Genomic DNA, 14,989 nt, shown 5'->3' with positions numbered 1-14,989 from the left:
AATCTCATGTACAGCCCCTACTTTAAACCCCGTGTTTAGCTTGCTGTGTGGGGATGATTTAAATTCCCTTCTTTTAACAATCCTCTCCTTCATTTTTTGAGCCCGGGAAGTGTCAGATAATTTACGGTTTTAATTAATCTGTACGTGCTTGTAGACGGAATATGCCTTATAATGAGAGACATTACGTAAAAGGGGTGAAGTTTTAATGCCCATTCAATGGACAAAAGAAGTGGAAAAATATAAAGAAGAATTAGTAAAGGATCTGCAGGATCTTGTGCAGATTCCAAGTGTTTTAGATGAAGCTGAGGCGACTAGTGAAGCCCCGCTTGGTCCCCATATAAAAGAGGCGCTTGATTGGATGCTTGAAAAAGGCAGTGGGGATGGCTTTACAGTTAAGAATGTGGAAAATCTAGCAGGTCATATTGAAGCTGGAGAAGGGGAAGATCTTCTAGGCATCCTTTGCCATGTAGATGTTGTTCCTGCAGGCGAGGGCTGGACGTATCCGCCGTTCGAAGGAAAAGTGGAAAACAACCGCTTGTATGCAAGAGGCGCTATTGACGACAAAGGTCCAACGATAGCCGCATATTACTCATTAAAAATTGTAAAGAATCTAGGCATTCCTTTTACAAAAAGAGTGCGGATGATTATTGGCACGGATGAAGAAAGCAACTGGCGATGCGTCAGCCATTATTTTGAACAGGAAGAGATGCCGTCCATCGGCTTTGCACCGGATGCTGATTTTCCCGTTATTAATGCAGAAAAAGGACTTATGGATTTCGATTTAATCTTTCATTCAGCCAAACAGTCTGAGGAACGGTCAAGCCTTGAGCTTCATTCATTCAGATCCGGAGAACGCTACAATATGGTCCCTGATTTTGCCAGAGCGGTTCTTACACCATATAGGGACCAAACTTATCTGCTTCAGGAGTTTGAGGAGTATTTAAAGGCTGCTGACTTAACAGGTGAGTACTTTATTGAAAGCGGAGAGTTAACCATTGACCTGCATGGGAAATCTGCTCATGCCATGGAACCCGATGATGGAAAAAATGCGGGTCTTCATCTTTTGTCCTTTTTAAGCAATTTTAAATTAGACGGAAGAGCAAAGGCTTTTTGCGAATTTGCTGCAGCTAATCTACATAAGGATTCAAGAGGAAATACGCTTGGGATAGCAGGGAAAGATGAGGTCAGCGGCGACCTCACGATGAATGCAGGAAAAATCCGCTACAGTCAAGATGAGGCTTTTATAGGGTTGAATGTAAGATACCCTGTCACATATGATATGGATAATGCGATAACGGCTCTTGCATCCAGGATGAAGGAAGCAGGTATTGAAATAGCGAATAAAAAAGATGCCAAGCCGCATCATGTGGACGGAGACGATCCATTTATTCAAACTCTTCTAAAGGTTTATGAGGACCAGACTGGAGACAAAGGAAAGCTTTTAGCAATTGGCGGGGGGACCTATGCGCGCTCCCTGGAAAAAGGAGTCGCGTTTGGCGCTCTATTTCCCGGAAAAGAGGATGTAGCGCACCAAAAGGATGAATATATCGAGCTTGATGATCTTTTTAAAGCGACTGCAATCTATGCCCAGGCCATTTATGAGCTTGCATGTAAAAAATAAACTGCTTTAATGCAAAAAGGAGAAATCAATATGAATACAATTCTTTTAAATGATCAGTTTATCGATCGTGAACAGTCCAGCGTTAATATTGAAGACCGAGGCTACCAATTTGGAGACGGTGTTTATGAAGTGATTCGAATTTACAGTGGAAAGATGTTTACAGGAAAAGAGCATATCACCCGCCTGTTTGAGTCAGCTGAAAAAATCCAGCTTACACTTCCTTTCACAGAGGATGAGCTTACTGAAAACCTATATAAGCTTGTCGAAAAAAATAAATTGGATACAGGCATTATTTATTTACAGGTCACAAGAGGGGTATCCCCAAGGCAGCACCAGTTCCCATTAGACGGGAAAGCAGTGTTTACCGCTTATACAAAAGAGGTGGCGCGTCCTGAAGCCCAAATGAATGAAGGAGTTACAGCGATTGTAGCAGATGATGTCCGCTGGCTGCGCTGTGATATTAAAAGCTTGAACTTATTAGGGAATCTTCTTGCTAAGCAGGAGGCGTTCTCACAAGGAAGCTTTGAAGCGATTCTGCATCGTGATGGAACTGTAACAGAAGGCTCTTCCTCTAATGTTTTTATCATTAAAAATAATACGTTGTACACTCATCCGGCTACAAACCTGATTCTTAACGGAATTACACGCCGTGAAATTCTTCGTCTTTGTCCCGGTATCGGTTTAGAGGTTAAAGAGGAATCCTTTACGCTTGATGAGCTTTATGAGGCAGATGAGGTTTTTGTTGCGAGTACAACAGCTGAAATTATGCCGGTTATTAAAGTGGGAGCTAAAGCAGTGGGCAGCAGCAAGCCTGGAGAATGGTCTAAAAAGCTGCAGGAAACATTTAAGGCTTCCATTCAGGAGCAATGCGGTGAGCTTGTAAGATCGGAAGTGTGATGCAGTAAAGTGAAGGGTGTGATTTGCAGTTACTCTGGCAGATCACACCCTTTTTTTACATTGTTGTTATACCCTTGCTAAAATAAACAGAAAAAAAACAACACTAAAAGAAGCTGCCAGCCACATATGCTGATATTCCTTTTCCTCTTTTTTATATATCCATTGTTCCACGCTGTCAACGCAAGAGATAAAGAAAAGATACGTAAACGTAACCAAAGATAAATGACTGGGAGAAAGCCCGTTATCAGCAACGTAAAATAAACCTGCAACAAAAGCGATAAAAAGAGAAAACTGTGCAATTGAAAAAAACTTCCCTGAATCTTTAATATAAGTGCCACCAATATGAAAGCTTTTAAATATACTCTGCTTCTTTTTTAATCTCATAAGAGCGTCCAAGCCTAAAAAAGCAGCAACGATCAACACCAGTGTAACGATTTCTGCATTGCTCATACTCACATTCCTTCCAGTAGGAATCAATTCTTAAAAAGGTTTGCATAAATTAATTATTCTTCAAAAGTAAATATATCCCTTTAAAGATTCTATAAAATAGTGCTTGAAAGGATGGTGAATATGACAGAAAACAAAAATGAAAAAAAACTGACAGGCGGGAATATATCTGCTGTTTATTTAGCCGGTGGTACAGTCAGACGAGAAATGACTGAAGGCAGCGAAAGAATCCATGCTCTGCTAAAGCATCTTGAAAATAAATCGTACCCTTATTCTCCGAGATTTTTAGGGATTGATGAAAAGGGAAGAGAAATTCTTACTTATATTGAAGGAGAGGCTGGGAATTATCCTTTAAAAAATGAGATGTGGTCCAATGAGGCTTTAATTAGAGTTGCAAAGATGCAGCGGGCCTACCATGATGCTGTGGAGGATTTTGAATTTGATGAGAAGTGGCTTAGCACAGACGGGACACCTGAAAAAAGAGAAATCATTTGCCATAATGACTTTGCTGTCTACAATATTATTTTCTCAGGAGGGATGCCTGTCGGCGTGATTGATTTTGATATGGCAGCACCGGGGCCAAAGATATGGGATATTGCGTATACTCTATATACGTGCATTCCTTTGAGCCGGTTTTATTTGCTGGAATCAGGAGAAAAATGCCGGTACGATTCTTCAGTACACACAGCAGACAGAAAGGATCGTATCGCGCTCTATTTTCATGCTTATGGCGTCAGCTGTCCGGAAAACATAATTAATACAGTTATTCTCCGGCTTGAAGGCTTGTGTCAAACCATTCAAAGAAAAGCGCAGGAGGGAGATCCTTCTTTTCTAAAAATGGTTGATGAGGGGCATCTGGACCATTATAAGAAAGACATCCACTTTATCCAAGTTCACTGGGAGGAATGGATTTAAAAAAACCTGTTCAATAGCCTTTTGGCTGACTTGAACAGGTTTTTCGTTTCAATTATTCGAATCGGAAGAGGTCACTTGATAAGTAACGCTCTCCAGTATCACAGGCAATAAATATAACAATCGAGTCCTTAGGAAGTGTTTTAGCGGTCTCAAGTGCAGCGTAACACGCGGCACCAGACGACGGGCCGACTAAAATACCTTCCTCACGCGCAAGCCTTCTTGTGATATCATACGCATCCTCATCCTCAATTTTGTGAATCTTATCATAAACAGACTGATTTAAAATGGAAGGGATAAATCCAGGGCTTGTACCTACGAGTTTATGCTTGCCCGGCTTTCCTCCGGATAATACAGGGGATCCTGCGGGCTCAACGACGTGCACCTGAAGATCAGGAAAATGCTCCTTTAACACTTCGCCCGTACCAGTGATGGTTCCGCCCGTACCAGCAGTTGCCACAAATGCGCCAAGAGGCTTGTCCAGCTGCTTAACCGCTTCTATAATTTCAAGTGCTGTAGATGTGCGGTGTGCGTCAGGATTTGCCTCGTTCTCAAATTGCATAGGAAGGAAGCTGTTTGGTATTTGTTCTGCCAGCTGCTTCGCTTTTTCGATGGCTCCTGGCATTTTGTCGTCGCCTGGTGTGAGAACAACCTCAGCACCGTATGCTTTTAATAAGTTAATTCGCTCGGATGTCATTGTATCAGGCATCACAAGAATCGAACGGTATCCTCGTGCAGCCGCATTCATCGCAATGCCGATTCCGGTATTGCCGCTTGTTGGCTCAATGATCGTGGAGCCTTCTTTTAAAAGGCCTGCTTTTTCTGCTTCTACCATCATATTATAAGCTGCACGGTCCTTAACGCTTTTGCTTGGGTTATAATATTCCAGCTTGGCGTAAACGGCTGCTCCGTTTTCAGGTTGAAGTCGATTTAATTTTACAATAGGAGTATCTCCGATTAATTCTGCCATGTTCTGAACTACCTTCATGTCTTTCATCCTTTCAAACCGATTTCCTATCCTTTATTCTACCGTTAAGAAACTTTTCAATCAATCAACACTGCTTAAAGGAAAAGATAGTTCAAAACCTGCAGGAAGGGTATAATACTAGAAAGGAAAATGATAACGGAGGTGTCACAAATGACCAGCTCTCATTATTTCATTGCTATTGAATTTTCACCGGCAGATAAAGAGAAAATTGACGCCATTAAAACTGAATGGAAAGACAAGCTTGTATTCAAACAATGGACACATAAAATGGATGTTCACCTGACCCTTGCTTTCTTAGGTGCTGTTAATGATACAGATCTGGGGCTTTATAAAAACTATTTAAAGGAAGTGCTTACACCCCTTAAAAGGGAGGAAATTACGATCGAACGGGCTGACACATTCGGGAAAAGTGATTCTCCACGTATCCTGTGGATCGGACCTGAAACGACTGAAGGACTTCAGGAAATATACAATCACGTTCAGCAGGCAGTCAAAAAAGCAGGCGGAACAACAGAGAAAAGACCGTTCCGCCCTCATATTACCCTTGCAAAAAACTGGCAGGGAGAGGGAGCATTTAAGCTTCCGCATGGATTTGAACCATTTAAAACAAAAATTTCGTCGGTTTGTCTATACCGAATACACCCAAAAGAATCTCCAAAATACGAAGTAGTTTCTCAGTTTAGACTGTCTTAGATGAGACCTCTAAAAATAAGAGGAGTGGTATGATGGCTCAATTAATAAAGCTTCAGGATTATGTTTCAAGATATGAGAAAAATATGATTCGCTATCCTTCGCAGTTTGTGCGTCTGAAAAAACAGCAGTGGAGTAAATTAAAGGCGCAATGGGAGGGCGGAGCCCTTTTTATAGATGAAGAAGAAGCTCAGCAGATCAAAGACGAAATTGAAGGCAGGAACGGATTGTTCAGGCGTATAAAATCGTTATGGACACGGGATGAAAAATTGACGCAGGTTGATCAGGAAGAGGAAAAGTCGAATGTAGATGCTAAGGATTCTCCGCTCCTCTTTGAGCCGAAGGTGCATTACCGTCCTGATTCCCTGGAGGATCTGAAGCATTTGTACCTTGATCAGCTTTTTGGACTGCAGCTTATCTGGGCAAGCTCTACACTAACTGAAATCTCCTATGTGGATATGAAATATAGGAGAGAGGAGCCGCTGCGATTTTTTCTGCAGCGATTTCCAGATACCTATCTAATTATGTATGAACCGGTTTTATTGATCAAAAAAGCACCGATTGAGCTGGATGTGCTCATTTTTACACCATCCAGCCTTTACTGCATTAAAATTCTTGAGGAAGCTGATCATGCGGCCTATATCGGATCGTCAGACCGCTTTTGGACGGTAAAAGCTGGTCAACAGGAAAAGCGGCTTTTAAATCCATCGATCTCACTTGACCGAAGCGAAACTATTTTAAAGCAGCTGTTTAAACAGAATGGAGTCAGCTTTCCAATTAAGAAAGTGATTTTATCAAGAAATGGCTACCTCGATTTTAAGGATGTCCCTAATGGATTGCAGCTGATTGACAAAAGAAATTTTCAGGTGTGGTTTAATCAGCAAAGAACAACTACTTCACCACTGAAGAATATGCAGCTTAAAGCAGTGCAGGCGATCTTTGAGCATACAGAAACAACCTCTGTCAGCCGAACCCAATGGGTTGCAGAAGACGACTCATTAACCCGGACTTCAGAGTTCCGTCAATGAAGGTTATTGTTATTGTAAATCCTCATGCGAAAAATGGAATGGCATTAAAAAAGTTTACAAGATTAATCCCTATTTGTGAAAAGGAGAAAATTGACTATTGGATCACAGCTGCCCCATTAGATGCAGTGCATAGAATGAAAGATTACTTAAGCAGGCACCCTGACGAGAAAGTAATATTTCTTGGCGTAGGCGGAGACGGGACAATGCACGAACTTATAAACGGTGCAGCAGGATTTCCCAATGCGCTCATCGCTTCAATTTCAGCAGGATCAGGCAATGATTTCGGACGGCATTATTCTTCCTTTCCGTTTACCGAACAGTCGCTAAGATGGCTAAAGCAATGGGATGGAAAGGCAGAAAAACAGGATTCAGTTTATTTTAAAGGGGACAAAAGCGGCTGGTTTGTGAATAATTTAGGAATAGGCTTCGATGCTCTAGTTGCTTATTCTGCCAATCAGTCCTTCTTAAAAAAATGGTTTAACCGGTTTAAGCTTGGGAAATTAATTTACGCGTTTTATCTGCTTCGTCATTTATTCCGCTATCAGCCCCAGGAAATGGAGATTTGGCTGGACGGAAAAGCACATCGATATAAAGACGTATGGTTTATAACGGCAGCTAACCAGCCTTACTATGGGGGCGGAATGAAGATCGCTCCATCAGCGAATTCATCCGACGGAATACTTGATATGATCATTGTTCATCAATTATCCAGGTGGAAGTTCCTTGCGGTTTTTATCTCAGTATTTTTTGGCAGTCACTTGCGTTTTAAGGAAGTTGAACACCTATCGGGCAGAAAAGTTCAAATTAAGGTTTTCAGTGAAGCGTTTATTCATGCAGACGGAGAGTTTGGAGGCGTATTGTCAGAGAAGTCCCCCTTGTGGATTCAACTGCATTCTAAAAGCTGGAATCATATTCGCACGGATAAACATGGGTCTTGACGAATGCCCCCTCTAAACGATAGAATTTTACCAAGGGATAGCTATTGTCTTTTAAGCACCAATAGCTATCTTTTTTTATTTCTAATGTAAAGTGATAAACTTCTAAAGACAAAGATGTAGAAGGTGAATGAATTTGGAACACTTGTTTGATAAAGATTGGGAAATCATGTCCGCAGGCGGCGCCTCTGGTGAAGCTTTCTTTGCACGATTCCATGAACAAAAATTGTTCTTAAAGCGCAATTCTTCTCCATTTATTGCTGTTCTATCAGCAGAGGGGATTGTACCCCGGCTCAAGTGGACAAAGCGTCTTGAAAATGGCGATGTCATTACAGCGCAGCACTGGCTGAATGGCCGTGAGCTAAAGGCAGAAGAAATGACAGGTGCAAGAGTGGCAAGACTTCTTAAAAAAATTCATAGCTCCAAAGCACTGACCTCTATGCTGCGTCGTTTAGGAAAAGAACCGTATGAAGCGTTTGTCATGCTGGATGAAGTAAAGTCCACCCTTGATATAGAGTTAACATTGTTAAAACCGGTGCGTGAAGCGATTGAATTTTTACAGGAAAACCTTGGAGAAGTCGGCACGGGTGATTATACCGTCTGCCACGGGGATGTGAATCATAATAACTGGCTGTTATCTGAGGTTGATGAATTGTTCCTGATTGATTGGGACGGAGCGATGCTTGCAGATCCGGCTGTAGATGTTGGAATGCTTTTGTATTGGTACATACCGCAAAAGGATTGGAAGCAGTGGATGGAGCAGTATGGTGAAGAGCTTACAGATGATTTCAGGTTGCGGATGAAATGGTATGTTGTCTGCCAGGCCCTTATGATGCTTCAATGGCAAAAGGACAAAGGCCGCCTTCACGATGTATCGAAATGGATGAGTTTTCTTCAACGCTGCTTTTACAGCTATTGTCCAACTGAGAAAAAGAAATAGCCCGGTGTCTTTTCTAAGAGAACCATTTTAGAAAAATGCCGAGGCTATTTTTAATGAGAAGAAGAGGTGCAGGTAAAAGATGAGAACTAGAAATAAACCATGGGCAGCCCAGAGGCTCGCTGATTACCCGCAATACGCTGTCGGGGCTCCTGAAGAAAAAAAGGGGAAATGGGCTGATGTTTTTGGCAATGATCATCCTCTTCATATAGAAGTGGGAACCGGGAAAGGCCGATTTGTAGCCGGAATGGCAAAAGCCAATCCTCATATCAATTATGTAGGTGTCGAGCTGTCTGAGAGCGTTATTGTCGTGGCGCTTGACCGATTGATTGAAGAGGAACTTCCAAATGTAAAGCTCCTGAATATCAACGCAGAGAACTTGACGGATGTTTTTGAAAAAGGTGAGGTTGAAAGGGTCTATTTAAATTTCTCTGATCCATGGCCGAAAAATCGCCATGAAAAAAGAAGACTTACCTATAAAAAATTCCTGGATTTATATAAAACGGTTCTTCCTGAAAACGGGGAAATTCACTTTAAAACCGATAACCAGGGATTGTTTGAGTACTCCCTGCAAAGTTTTTCCGCTTATGGCATGCTGCTTACTTTCGTCAGCCTCGATCTTCATAAAAGCGATTATGAAGGAAATATTATGACTGAATACGAAGAGAAGTTTTCAAAAAAAGGTCAGCGTATTTACCGCTGTGAGGTCCGCTATCAGTAATCTGATAAAATACTAGAGTGAGACATAACTGAAAAAATCAATTGGTTCCTATGTTTTGTGAGATGGACGGAGCGGAAAGCGTCCGCTTGAGCGCAATGAACCATGTATAAGAGGGTGGGACTCAATTGTCCGACCCCCTTTCTTATTTAACGCATTTTTTTAAATGTGTTAAAATGGAAGCGTATTCACTTAAGGAGGGAATTATATGGATTCGTTGCAATTTGGAGATTGGGAGATTAAGTGGCTTGATGGAGGCATTACCAACATGGATGGCGGAGCGATGTTTGGAGTAGTGCCAAAGCCGCTGTGGTCAAAGAAATATCCGGCAAATGAATTAAATCAAATTGAGCTCCCAACAGAACCTGCGCTAGTCACAATTGGCGATCACCGTATTTTGATTGATTCAGGTGTAGGGCATGGAAAGCTAAATGAAAAGAAAAAGCGAAATTATGGCGTAACAAGAGAGTGCCATATTGAACAATCCTTAGCTGAGCTTGGTTTGACATGCTCAGACATTGATCTGATTTGCATGACGCATATGCATTTTGATCACGCGAGCGGCTTAACGAAACTTCAAAATGACACACTCGTTTCTGTATTTCCAAACGCAAAAATTTATACCTCAAAGGTCGAGTGGGATGAAATCAGAGAACCGAATATCCGCTCAAAAAATACATATTGGGAAGAAAACTGGAAACCGATTCAGGATCAGGTGATCACATTTGAAGAAGAAGTAACAATTCTTCAAGGTTTAAAAATGGTTCATACAGGGGGACACAGTAATGGCCATTCCATTGTGCTAATGGAACAAAACGGAGAAACCCTTGTTCACATGGGGGATCTTATGCCGACTCATGCCCACCAGAATCCACTGTGGGTGCTTGCTTACGATGACTACCCGATGACCTCTATTGATGCAAAACAGAAGTGGGTAAAAGAGGGGATCGAGAATAACTGGTGGTTTACGTTTTACCATGACTCCTTTTACCGCGTCTTAAAATGGGATGAATCAGGGAAAGAAATAGTGGAGGCTGTCAAGCGGACGCCGTTTGAATGATCATGAAAAAGAGCCGACCTGTTTAACCAGGCTGGCTCTTTTCATTCTCTTCAGTTATCTGCAATTTCAAGGCATAGCTCAGCTATTAAGGCACAGCGTTCACTAAACTGATCGAAATGAATATGCTCGTGAATTGCATGTGGGCCATCGCCGGGAATACCAAGACCGTCAAGTGTAGGGATTCCAAGAGCGGAGGTGAAATTTCCATCGCTTCCGCCGCCGGCTTTTTCTTCTTTCACTTCAAGTCCTATTCTCTTGCCTGCCGCAACAGCCTTTTTAAAAAGTAAATGGTTTCCTTTGTTTTTTTCCAGGGGTGGTCTGTTAAGCTCTCCTTCTATTTCAAGCTCAGCTGCACTGTTCACAGGCGTCAACTGTTCAAACGATTGAATAATCCGATCTGCCTCATCAATGCTTGTGACCCGAAAATCAATCTCAGCTTCCGCATAATCAGGTACGACATTACTATTCGTGCCGCCTCTTATAACCCCTACATTTACAGTGGTTTCTTTTTCATAATCTGTCAGTTCCTCAAGCTTAATATTTTGGTGAGCAAGTTCATTCACGGCACTTACACCATCTGCATGATGGTTTCCGGCATGTGCGCTTACGCCTTTTACTTTGAGTGTATAGATACCGACTCCTTTTCGTTCGGTTTTTAATGCGTTAGAACCGGAAACAGGGGGCTCCATCACCAATACCGCATCACAGGTCGAAGCAACTTTTTCAATAATTTCACGAGAGGTTGTGCTTCCAACCTCTTCGTCCGATGTAAATAAAAATACAGGAGTAAAGGGAAGGCTCTCTTGGTGAATTTGAAGAGAATGAACCGCCCAAATGGAGGATAGGAGTCCTGCTTTCATATCAAAAATGCCAGGCCCGTAAATATCATTGCCTTTTTCCTCTAAAGGAATGGCATCCACATTCCATACGGTGTCAAAATGACTTAAAAACAAAATACGGGGACCTTGATGTCCTTCGAGTTCAAAAGAAAAATGATCGCCTGCTTCTTCCTGAGCGTAAATCTTCTGTTTCCAGCTCCCTATTAATCTATTATGGAAAATGTCCTTTATTAAATGTCCGCATTCATCGACCAGTTTTTTATGATGACTAGGTGATTGAGCACGAACCAATGCTAGTAGATCTTCTTTTATTTCATCGTTATTTTTAGATAAATAATCATAATATTTACTCATAACTTTTAAATTCTCCTTTATTTAAAACAGATTATTTCAACAGCCGTTACATCCATATACGGCTGCACTGCTGGATTCTGTTCCCATTTCTGCCCCTAAATTGCGAAAGGATCATCAGCTGATAAAAGGATCCCGAGCCCGACTAATCCTCCTTCTGGCTGTCATTTCATCCGAGATGTCCGTATACAAATGATAAATGTAAAAAGGAAATACCGGAATACCGGGAGATCCTGCCTGGTCATTTTACAGCATGCCACTATCCGCTTTTGAAAGAAAATAAGTACGTGTTTAGCCGCTTGCCCCATAAAGACAAGTAAAAAGGATGAATACAAAATATGAAAGTGCGTATAGGTACAATTGGACCAGCCGATTCCCTGAAAATTATAAGAGAGGCTGCTGATTCAGACTCCAGAATTGAACTGGTTGAGTTTGAATATTCCCATTCAGATCAGCTTCCAGACATCTTAAGTAAGCACAGATATAAAGTCAATCAATGGATTTTCTCGGGACCCACGCCGTACTATTATTGTTTGAAAAAAATCTTATTACAGAGGAAGAGACTTCCTTTCCTCCACTTCATGGAATGGCACTATTTGGAACATGCTTACAGGTGATGCAGAAAAAAGGAAAATTTGTCCCAAAAATGAGTCTTGATATTGTAGATGAAAAAACTGTTCATTCTTTATTTGACGAATACCGGCTGGACAGCATATCTTTTGAGTTGCGATCCCTAAAGGGCTACACCGATGCAGAAATGAATATGAATTGCTCCATTGCCTATGTAAATGAAGAACGAGTCATAAGAAATTTATCGAGTCCTGAGTCTAATTCATTGACGGAGGCTTATCAATTGCCTGATTATTGGAAAGGGATTTTAAAAGAACATAATTACCGGGAGAACATTCCAGCTAAAATTTATCAATACATGAGATTAAAGAACGTTCCCTTTTTAACAAGTGACTTAATAACTTCCATCCTAAAAAATACTGACCGCAATTCAAGAAGAATTTTAAGCGATATGGAGCAGATGGGTTTGATCCAAAGTGTCACTGAAGAAAAAAACTCGGGGAAACCTGGACGTCCGAGAAAAATCTATGAGCTTGTAATTGAGAATGGTTAAAATAAAAACACTTAATGTTGCCTCCAGTCGCAATTATTGAGTGTTTTTCTCATTTTTATTTTGGTTCCTTTCGAAAAAGCGGAACATAAATATCGGCTGAATTTATAAGATAAGATTCCTGTCATACTGTTGCTGACAGGAATCTCTTTGGAAAAGATTAAATTTTATAAACATCCATTACAGTGCCGGTTTTAGCATCTGCGATGAATTCAAATTGCTCAAGTTCAATTCCCTGGTGTCGTGAAATTCCGCCGCGGTACACGCGGTTTTTAACTGCCATGATTTCGTGCTCCTCAGGTTTCATTTGAATCCAGGAGCCATCAATAGTACCTTGTCTTTTAAATTGAGTTTTAACATCCTCCAGAACCTTGTCAGGAGACATGGGAACAGCCCTGGACGCAGTCTGGCTGATCGCGATCCCGGCAGCTACACCTGCTACTGCACCTATCGTTACATCCTTCCAATTCATTCTACCTTCACCTCCGAGTTGCTCAAACTACAATAAGTATACCGAAATCCCATGCGTAAATCATCTTTGACTTCCAATTTTTTTGAAAATTGCATTCTGGTGGCAAGTCTAAAGAAAGTTCTGTAAAATAGACCCTGACGATTGTTGTACATATGAAGGGATTTAGAGAGGGGAAATCATAGTGAACCAGGAAACATTAACTTTATTTAAAAACTTAACTGAACTGCCGGGTGCTCCGGGTAACGAGCACGCTGTCCGGGCGTTTATGAAAAAAGAGCTTGCCAAATACTCAGATGAAATAGTCCAGGACGGTCTTGGCAGTATTTTCGGTCTGAAAAAAGGACCTCAGGACGGACCGGTCATAATGGCTGCAGGCCATATGGATGAAGTAGGTTTCATGGTTACGGGAATAACAGAAAATGGGATGCTGCGCTTTCAAACGCTTGGGGGCTGGTGGAACCAGGTGCTGCTTGCACAGCGCGTAGAAATCATTACAGATAACGGTCCAGTTGTGGGCGTAATCGGCTCTATTCCGCCGCATCTTCTTAGCCCCGAAAAACGTGCAAAGCCGATGGAAATTAAGAACATGCTTATTGATGTAGGGGCGGATAATCGTGAAGATGCTGAATCAATCGGCATCCGTTTAGGCCAGCAGGTCGTTCCGATCTGTCCTTTCACTCCGATGGCAAATGACAAAAAGATCTTAGCAAAAGCCTGGGATAACCGATATGGCTGCGGAATTTCCATTGAACTTTTAAAAGAACTTGAGGGAGAAACGCTTAACAGCACCTTATACAGTGGAGCAACAGTACAAGAAGAAGTAGGACTTAGAGGAGCGCAGACAGCAGCAAATCTCATTAAGCCGGATCTCTTTTTCGCGATGGATGCAAGTCCTGCAAATGATATGTCCGGGGATAAAAATGAATTTGGCCAGCTCGGGAAAGGGACACTTCTTCGCATCCTCGATAGAAGCATGGTGACTCACCGCGGAATGAGAGAATTTGTACTTGATACGGCAGAATCGAATAATATTCCGTATCAGTATTTTGTATCTGCTGGCGGAACTGACGCAGGCCGAGTCCATACATCAAATGAAGGTGTTCCAAGTGCTGTAGTAGGCATTTGCTCCCGCTATATTCATACACACGCTTCCATGGTCCATATTGATGATTATGCTGCTGCAAAAGAGCTTTTAGTGAAGCTTGTAAAGTCATGCGACCGTTCAACGGTTGACTCAATCCGCCAGGGCTCGTAATTCAATGAATGGTTTAACTATTGCAGCAGGTACAAAAAACAAAGCAAAATTAACTGCAATTGAACATGCTCTTAATCAGCTTGCGCTTCAGCCGTTTGAAGTGACAGGCATCTCTGTTCCTTCCAATGTTTCTGATCAGCCCTTTGGGAATGAAGAAACGATGACAGGGGCAATAAACCGTGCTTCTTTAGCCCGGTCGAGAAGCGGCGCAAAGCTTGGGCTGGGATTGGAAGGCGGGGTAGTTGAAACCTCTCAGGGACTTTTTATTTGTAATTGGGGGGCATTGAAGGATGAACGTTTTTCAGCACCTTTTGTTGCCGGTGGAGCAAGTCTTCCACTTCCAGAAGAAGTAGCCCGGAAGGTTCGTGCAGGGCAGGAGCTAGGTCCTGTTATGGAAGCTTTCAGCCAGCGGGAAAACATTCGCCAGCAGGAAGGGGCAGTCGGCATTTTTACAAATGGACGGGTTGGACGCTCCATGATGTTTTCACATATCGTCATGCTTCTTATCGGTCAATGGGAATGTAAATTGGCCGAAAAGGAAATGCAGAAAAATTCTTAATTAAAAGCCTTAGAAGAGAGTGAATCATTCTCTTCTAAGGCTTTTCTAATCCCCCTCCAAGCTATTACCTATAAGTCTACCGAAAATAACATGAAGAAAAAGACTGAACATGTTTAGAGTGAATAATGGTAAACTGAAATTATGTACAGGAAATACATTC

17 protein-coding genes are annotated in these 14,989 nt (G+C 41.9%); 13 read left to right on the top strand and 4 right to left on the bottom strand.

The window, feature by feature from the left end:
• Nucleotides 1-205 precede the first annotated feature (205 nt).
• A complete protein-coding gene (gene pepV, locus C4B60_RS06475; protein ID WP_104057184.1) occupies nucleotides 206-1,621 on the top strand; it encodes a dipeptidase PepV in 1,416 nt (471 codons plus the stop codon).
• Between the two features lie 30 nt (nucleotides 1,622-1,651).
• Nucleotides 1,652-2,518 carry a D-amino-acid transaminase gene (gene dat, locus C4B60_RS06470; protein ID WP_104057183.1) on the top strand — a complete coding sequence of 289 codons (867 nt, stop codon included), beginning with the start codon at nucleotides 1,652-1,654 and terminating at the stop codon, nucleotides 2,516-2,518.
• A 66-nt stretch (nucleotides 2,519-2,584) separates the two neighbouring features.
• Here the strand turns inward: dat and C4B60_RS06465 are convergent, their stop codons facing one another.
• Nucleotides 2,585-2,968 carry a DUF4181 domain-containing protein gene (locus tag C4B60_RS06465; RefSeq protein ID WP_104057182.1) on the bottom strand — a complete coding sequence of 128 codons (384 nt, stop codon included), beginning with the start codon at nucleotides 2,966-2,968 and terminating at the stop codon, nucleotides 2,585-2,587.
• A gap of 120 nt (nucleotides 2,969-3,088) precedes the next feature.
• On the opposite strand from C4B60_RS06465, the gene C4B60_RS06460 reads away from it, so the two are divergent.
• Nucleotides 3,089-3,880: an aminoglycoside phosphotransferase family protein gene (locus C4B60_RS06460; RefSeq protein WP_104057181.1), complete on the top strand. Its 792-nt coding sequence runs from the start codon at nucleotides 3,089-3,091 to the stop codon at nucleotides 3,878-3,880.
• 52 nt (nucleotides 3,881-3,932) lie between these two features.
• Here C4B60_RS06460 and cysK read toward each other — a convergent pair whose 3' ends face one another.
• Entirely contained in the window at nucleotides 3,933-4,865 is a 933-nt protein-coding gene (cysK, locus tag C4B60_RS06455) for a cysteine synthase A (RefSeq protein WP_104057180.1), read from the bottom strand.
• 150 nt (nucleotides 4,866-5,015) lie between these two features.
• Between cysK and thpR the strand changes: the two genes are divergently transcribed.
• From thpR to C4B60_RS06425, 6 genes are all read left to right on the top strand, one after another.
• The gene (gene thpR, locus C4B60_RS06450; RefSeq protein WP_167578592.1) at nucleotides 5,016-5,558 is read left to right on the top strand and encodes an RNA 2',3'-cyclic phosphodiesterase; all 543 of its coding nucleotides are present in this window, start codon (nucleotides 5,016-5,018) and stop codon (nucleotides 5,556-5,558) included.
• Between the two features lie 32 nt (nucleotides 5,559-5,590).
• On the top strand, nucleotides 5,591-6,583 hold the full coding sequence (locus tag C4B60_RS06445; protein WP_104057178.1) for a nuclease-related domain-containing protein: 993 nt from the start codon (nucleotides 5,591-5,593) through the stop codon (nucleotides 6,581-6,583).
• On the top strand, nucleotides 6,580-7,521 hold the full coding sequence (locus C4B60_RS06440) for a diacylglycerol/lipid kinase family protein (RefSeq protein ID WP_167578591.1): 942 nt from the start codon (nucleotides 6,580-6,582) through the stop codon (nucleotides 7,519-7,521). Before C4B60_RS06445 ends, C4B60_RS06440 begins: the two co-directional genes overlap by 4 nt.
• Nucleotides 7,522-7,654: 133 nt before the next feature.
• Nucleotides 7,655-8,458, top strand: a complete 804-nt coding sequence (locus C4B60_RS06435; protein ID WP_104057176.1) for a phosphotransferase family protein — start codon at nucleotides 7,655-7,657, stop codon at nucleotides 8,456-8,458.
• A 79-nt stretch (nucleotides 8,459-8,537) separates the two neighbouring features.
• On the top strand, nucleotides 8,538-9,176 hold the full coding sequence (trmB, locus tag C4B60_RS06430; RefSeq protein WP_104057175.1) for a tRNA (guanosine(46)-N7)-methyltransferase TrmB: 639 nt from the start codon (nucleotides 8,538-8,540) through the stop codon (nucleotides 9,174-9,176).
• 205 nt (nucleotides 9,177-9,381) lie between these two features.
• Nucleotides 9,382-10,233 (top strand): YtnP family quorum-quenching lactonase, encoded by an 852-nt coding sequence (locus tag C4B60_RS06425; protein ID WP_104057174.1) that lies wholly within the window; start codon nucleotides 9,382-9,384, stop codon nucleotides 10,231-10,233.
• Nucleotides 10,234-10,283: 50 nt separating this feature from the next.
• Here C4B60_RS06425 and C4B60_RS06420 read toward each other — a convergent pair whose 3' ends face one another.
• Entirely contained in the window at nucleotides 10,284-11,426 is a 1,143-nt protein-coding gene (locus C4B60_RS06420) for a M20 family metallopeptidase (protein ID WP_104057173.1), read from the bottom strand.
• Nucleotides 11,427-11,493: 67 nt separating this feature from the next.
• Between C4B60_RS06420 and C4B60_RS21640 the strand changes: the two genes are divergently transcribed.
• Both C4B60_RS21640 and C4B60_RS06410 read left to right on the top strand, forming a co-directional pair.
• Nucleotides 11,494-11,619 carry a hypothetical protein gene (locus C4B60_RS21640; RefSeq protein ID WP_342365031.1) on the top strand — a complete coding sequence of 42 codons (126 nt, stop codon included), beginning with the start codon at nucleotides 11,494-11,496 and terminating at the stop codon, nucleotides 11,617-11,619.
• A 300-nt stretch (nucleotides 11,620-11,919) separates the two neighbouring features.
• Complete coding sequence (locus C4B60_RS06410) at nucleotides 11,920-12,546, top strand: hypothetical protein (RefSeq protein ID WP_104057172.1); 627 nt, start codon at nucleotides 11,920-11,922, stop codon at nucleotides 12,544-12,546.
• Between the two features lie 157 nt (nucleotides 12,547-12,703).
• Here C4B60_RS06410 and C4B60_RS06405 read toward each other — a convergent pair whose 3' ends face one another.
• On the bottom strand, nucleotides 12,704-13,015 hold the full coding sequence (locus tag C4B60_RS06405; RefSeq protein ID WP_104057171.1) for a hypothetical protein: 312 nt from the start codon (nucleotides 13,013-13,015) through the stop codon (nucleotides 12,704-12,706).
• Nucleotides 13,016-13,196: 181 nt separating this feature from the next.
• On the opposite strand from C4B60_RS06405, the gene C4B60_RS06400 reads away from it, so the two are divergent.
• Nucleotides 13,197-14,270, top strand: a complete 1,074-nt coding sequence (locus C4B60_RS06400) for a M42 family metallopeptidase (RefSeq protein WP_104057170.1) — start codon at nucleotides 13,197-13,199, stop codon at nucleotides 14,268-14,270.
• A 4-nt stretch (nucleotides 14,271-14,274) separates the two neighbouring features.
• Nucleotides 14,275-14,829 (top strand): DUF84 family protein, encoded by a 555-nt coding sequence (locus tag C4B60_RS06395; RefSeq protein WP_104057169.1) that lies wholly within the window; start codon nucleotides 14,275-14,277, stop codon nucleotides 14,827-14,829.
• The last annotated feature ends 160 nt before the right edge of the window (nucleotides 14,830-14,989 follow it).

The sequence above is a fragment of the Jeotgalibacillus proteolyticus genome, from assembly GCF_002926065.1.
Lineage (GTDB): Bacteria > Bacillota > Bacilli > Bacillales > Jeotgalibacillaceae > Jeotgalibacillus > Jeotgalibacillus proteolyticus.
Note: the sequence above shows the minus strand (reverse complement) of the source record. Positions and strands in the feature narration are given on the sequence as shown.

What these genes read in the sequence shown, in the direction of transcription:
- dat (WP_104057183.1), top strand. Translation starts at nt 1,652, where the DNA reads ATGAATACAATTCTTTTAAATGATCAGTTTATCGATCGTGAACAGTCC.
- C4B60_RS06420 (WP_104057173.1), bottom strand. Translation starts at nt 11,426, where the DNA reads ATGAGTAAATATTATGATTATTTATCTAAAAATAACGATGAAATAAAA.
- pepV (WP_104057184.1), top strand. Translation starts at nt 206, where the DNA reads ATGCCCATTCAATGGACAAAAGAAGTGGAAAAATATAAAGAAGAATTA.
- trmB (WP_104057175.1), top strand. Translation starts at nt 8,538, where the DNA reads ATGAGAACTAGAAATAAACCATGGGCAGCCCAGAGGCTCGCTGATTAC.
- C4B60_RS06405 (WP_104057171.1), bottom strand. Translation starts at nt 13,015, where the DNA reads ATGAATTGGAAGGATGTAACGATAGGTGCAGTAGCAGGTGTAGCTGCC.
- C4B60_RS06445 (WP_104057178.1), top strand. Translation starts at nt 5,591, where the DNA reads ATGGCTCAATTAATAAAGCTTCAGGATTATGTTTCAAGATATGAGAAA.
- C4B60_RS06410 (WP_104057172.1), top strand. Translation starts at nt 11,920, where the DNA reads ATGGATTTTCTCGGGACCCACGCCGTACTATTATTGTTTGAAAAAAAT.
- C4B60_RS06460 (WP_104057181.1), top strand. Translation starts at nt 3,089, where the DNA reads ATGACAGAAAACAAAAATGAAAAAAAACTGACAGGCGGGAATATATCT.
- C4B60_RS06440 (WP_167578591.1), top strand. Translation starts at nt 6,580, where the DNA reads ATGAAGGTTATTGTTATTGTAAATCCTCATGCGAAAAATGGAATGGCA.
- cysK (WP_104057180.1), bottom strand. Translation starts at nt 4,865, where the DNA reads ATGAAGGTAGTTCAGAACATGGCAGAATTAATCGGAGATACTCCTATT.
- C4B60_RS06465 (WP_104057182.1), bottom strand. Translation starts at nt 2,968, where the DNA reads ATGAGCAATGCAGAAATCGTTACACTGGTGTTGATCGTTGCTGCTTTT.
- C4B60_RS06425 (WP_104057174.1), top strand. Translation starts at nt 9,382, where the DNA reads ATGGATTCGTTGCAATTTGGAGATTGGGAGATTAAGTGGCTTGATGGA.
- C4B60_RS06395 (WP_104057169.1), top strand. Translation starts at nt 14,275, where the DNA reads ATGAATGGTTTAACTATTGCAGCAGGTACAAAAAACAAAGCAAAATTA.
- thpR (WP_167578592.1), top strand. Translation starts at nt 5,016, where the DNA reads ATGACCAGCTCTCATTATTTCATTGCTATTGAATTTTCACCGGCAGAT.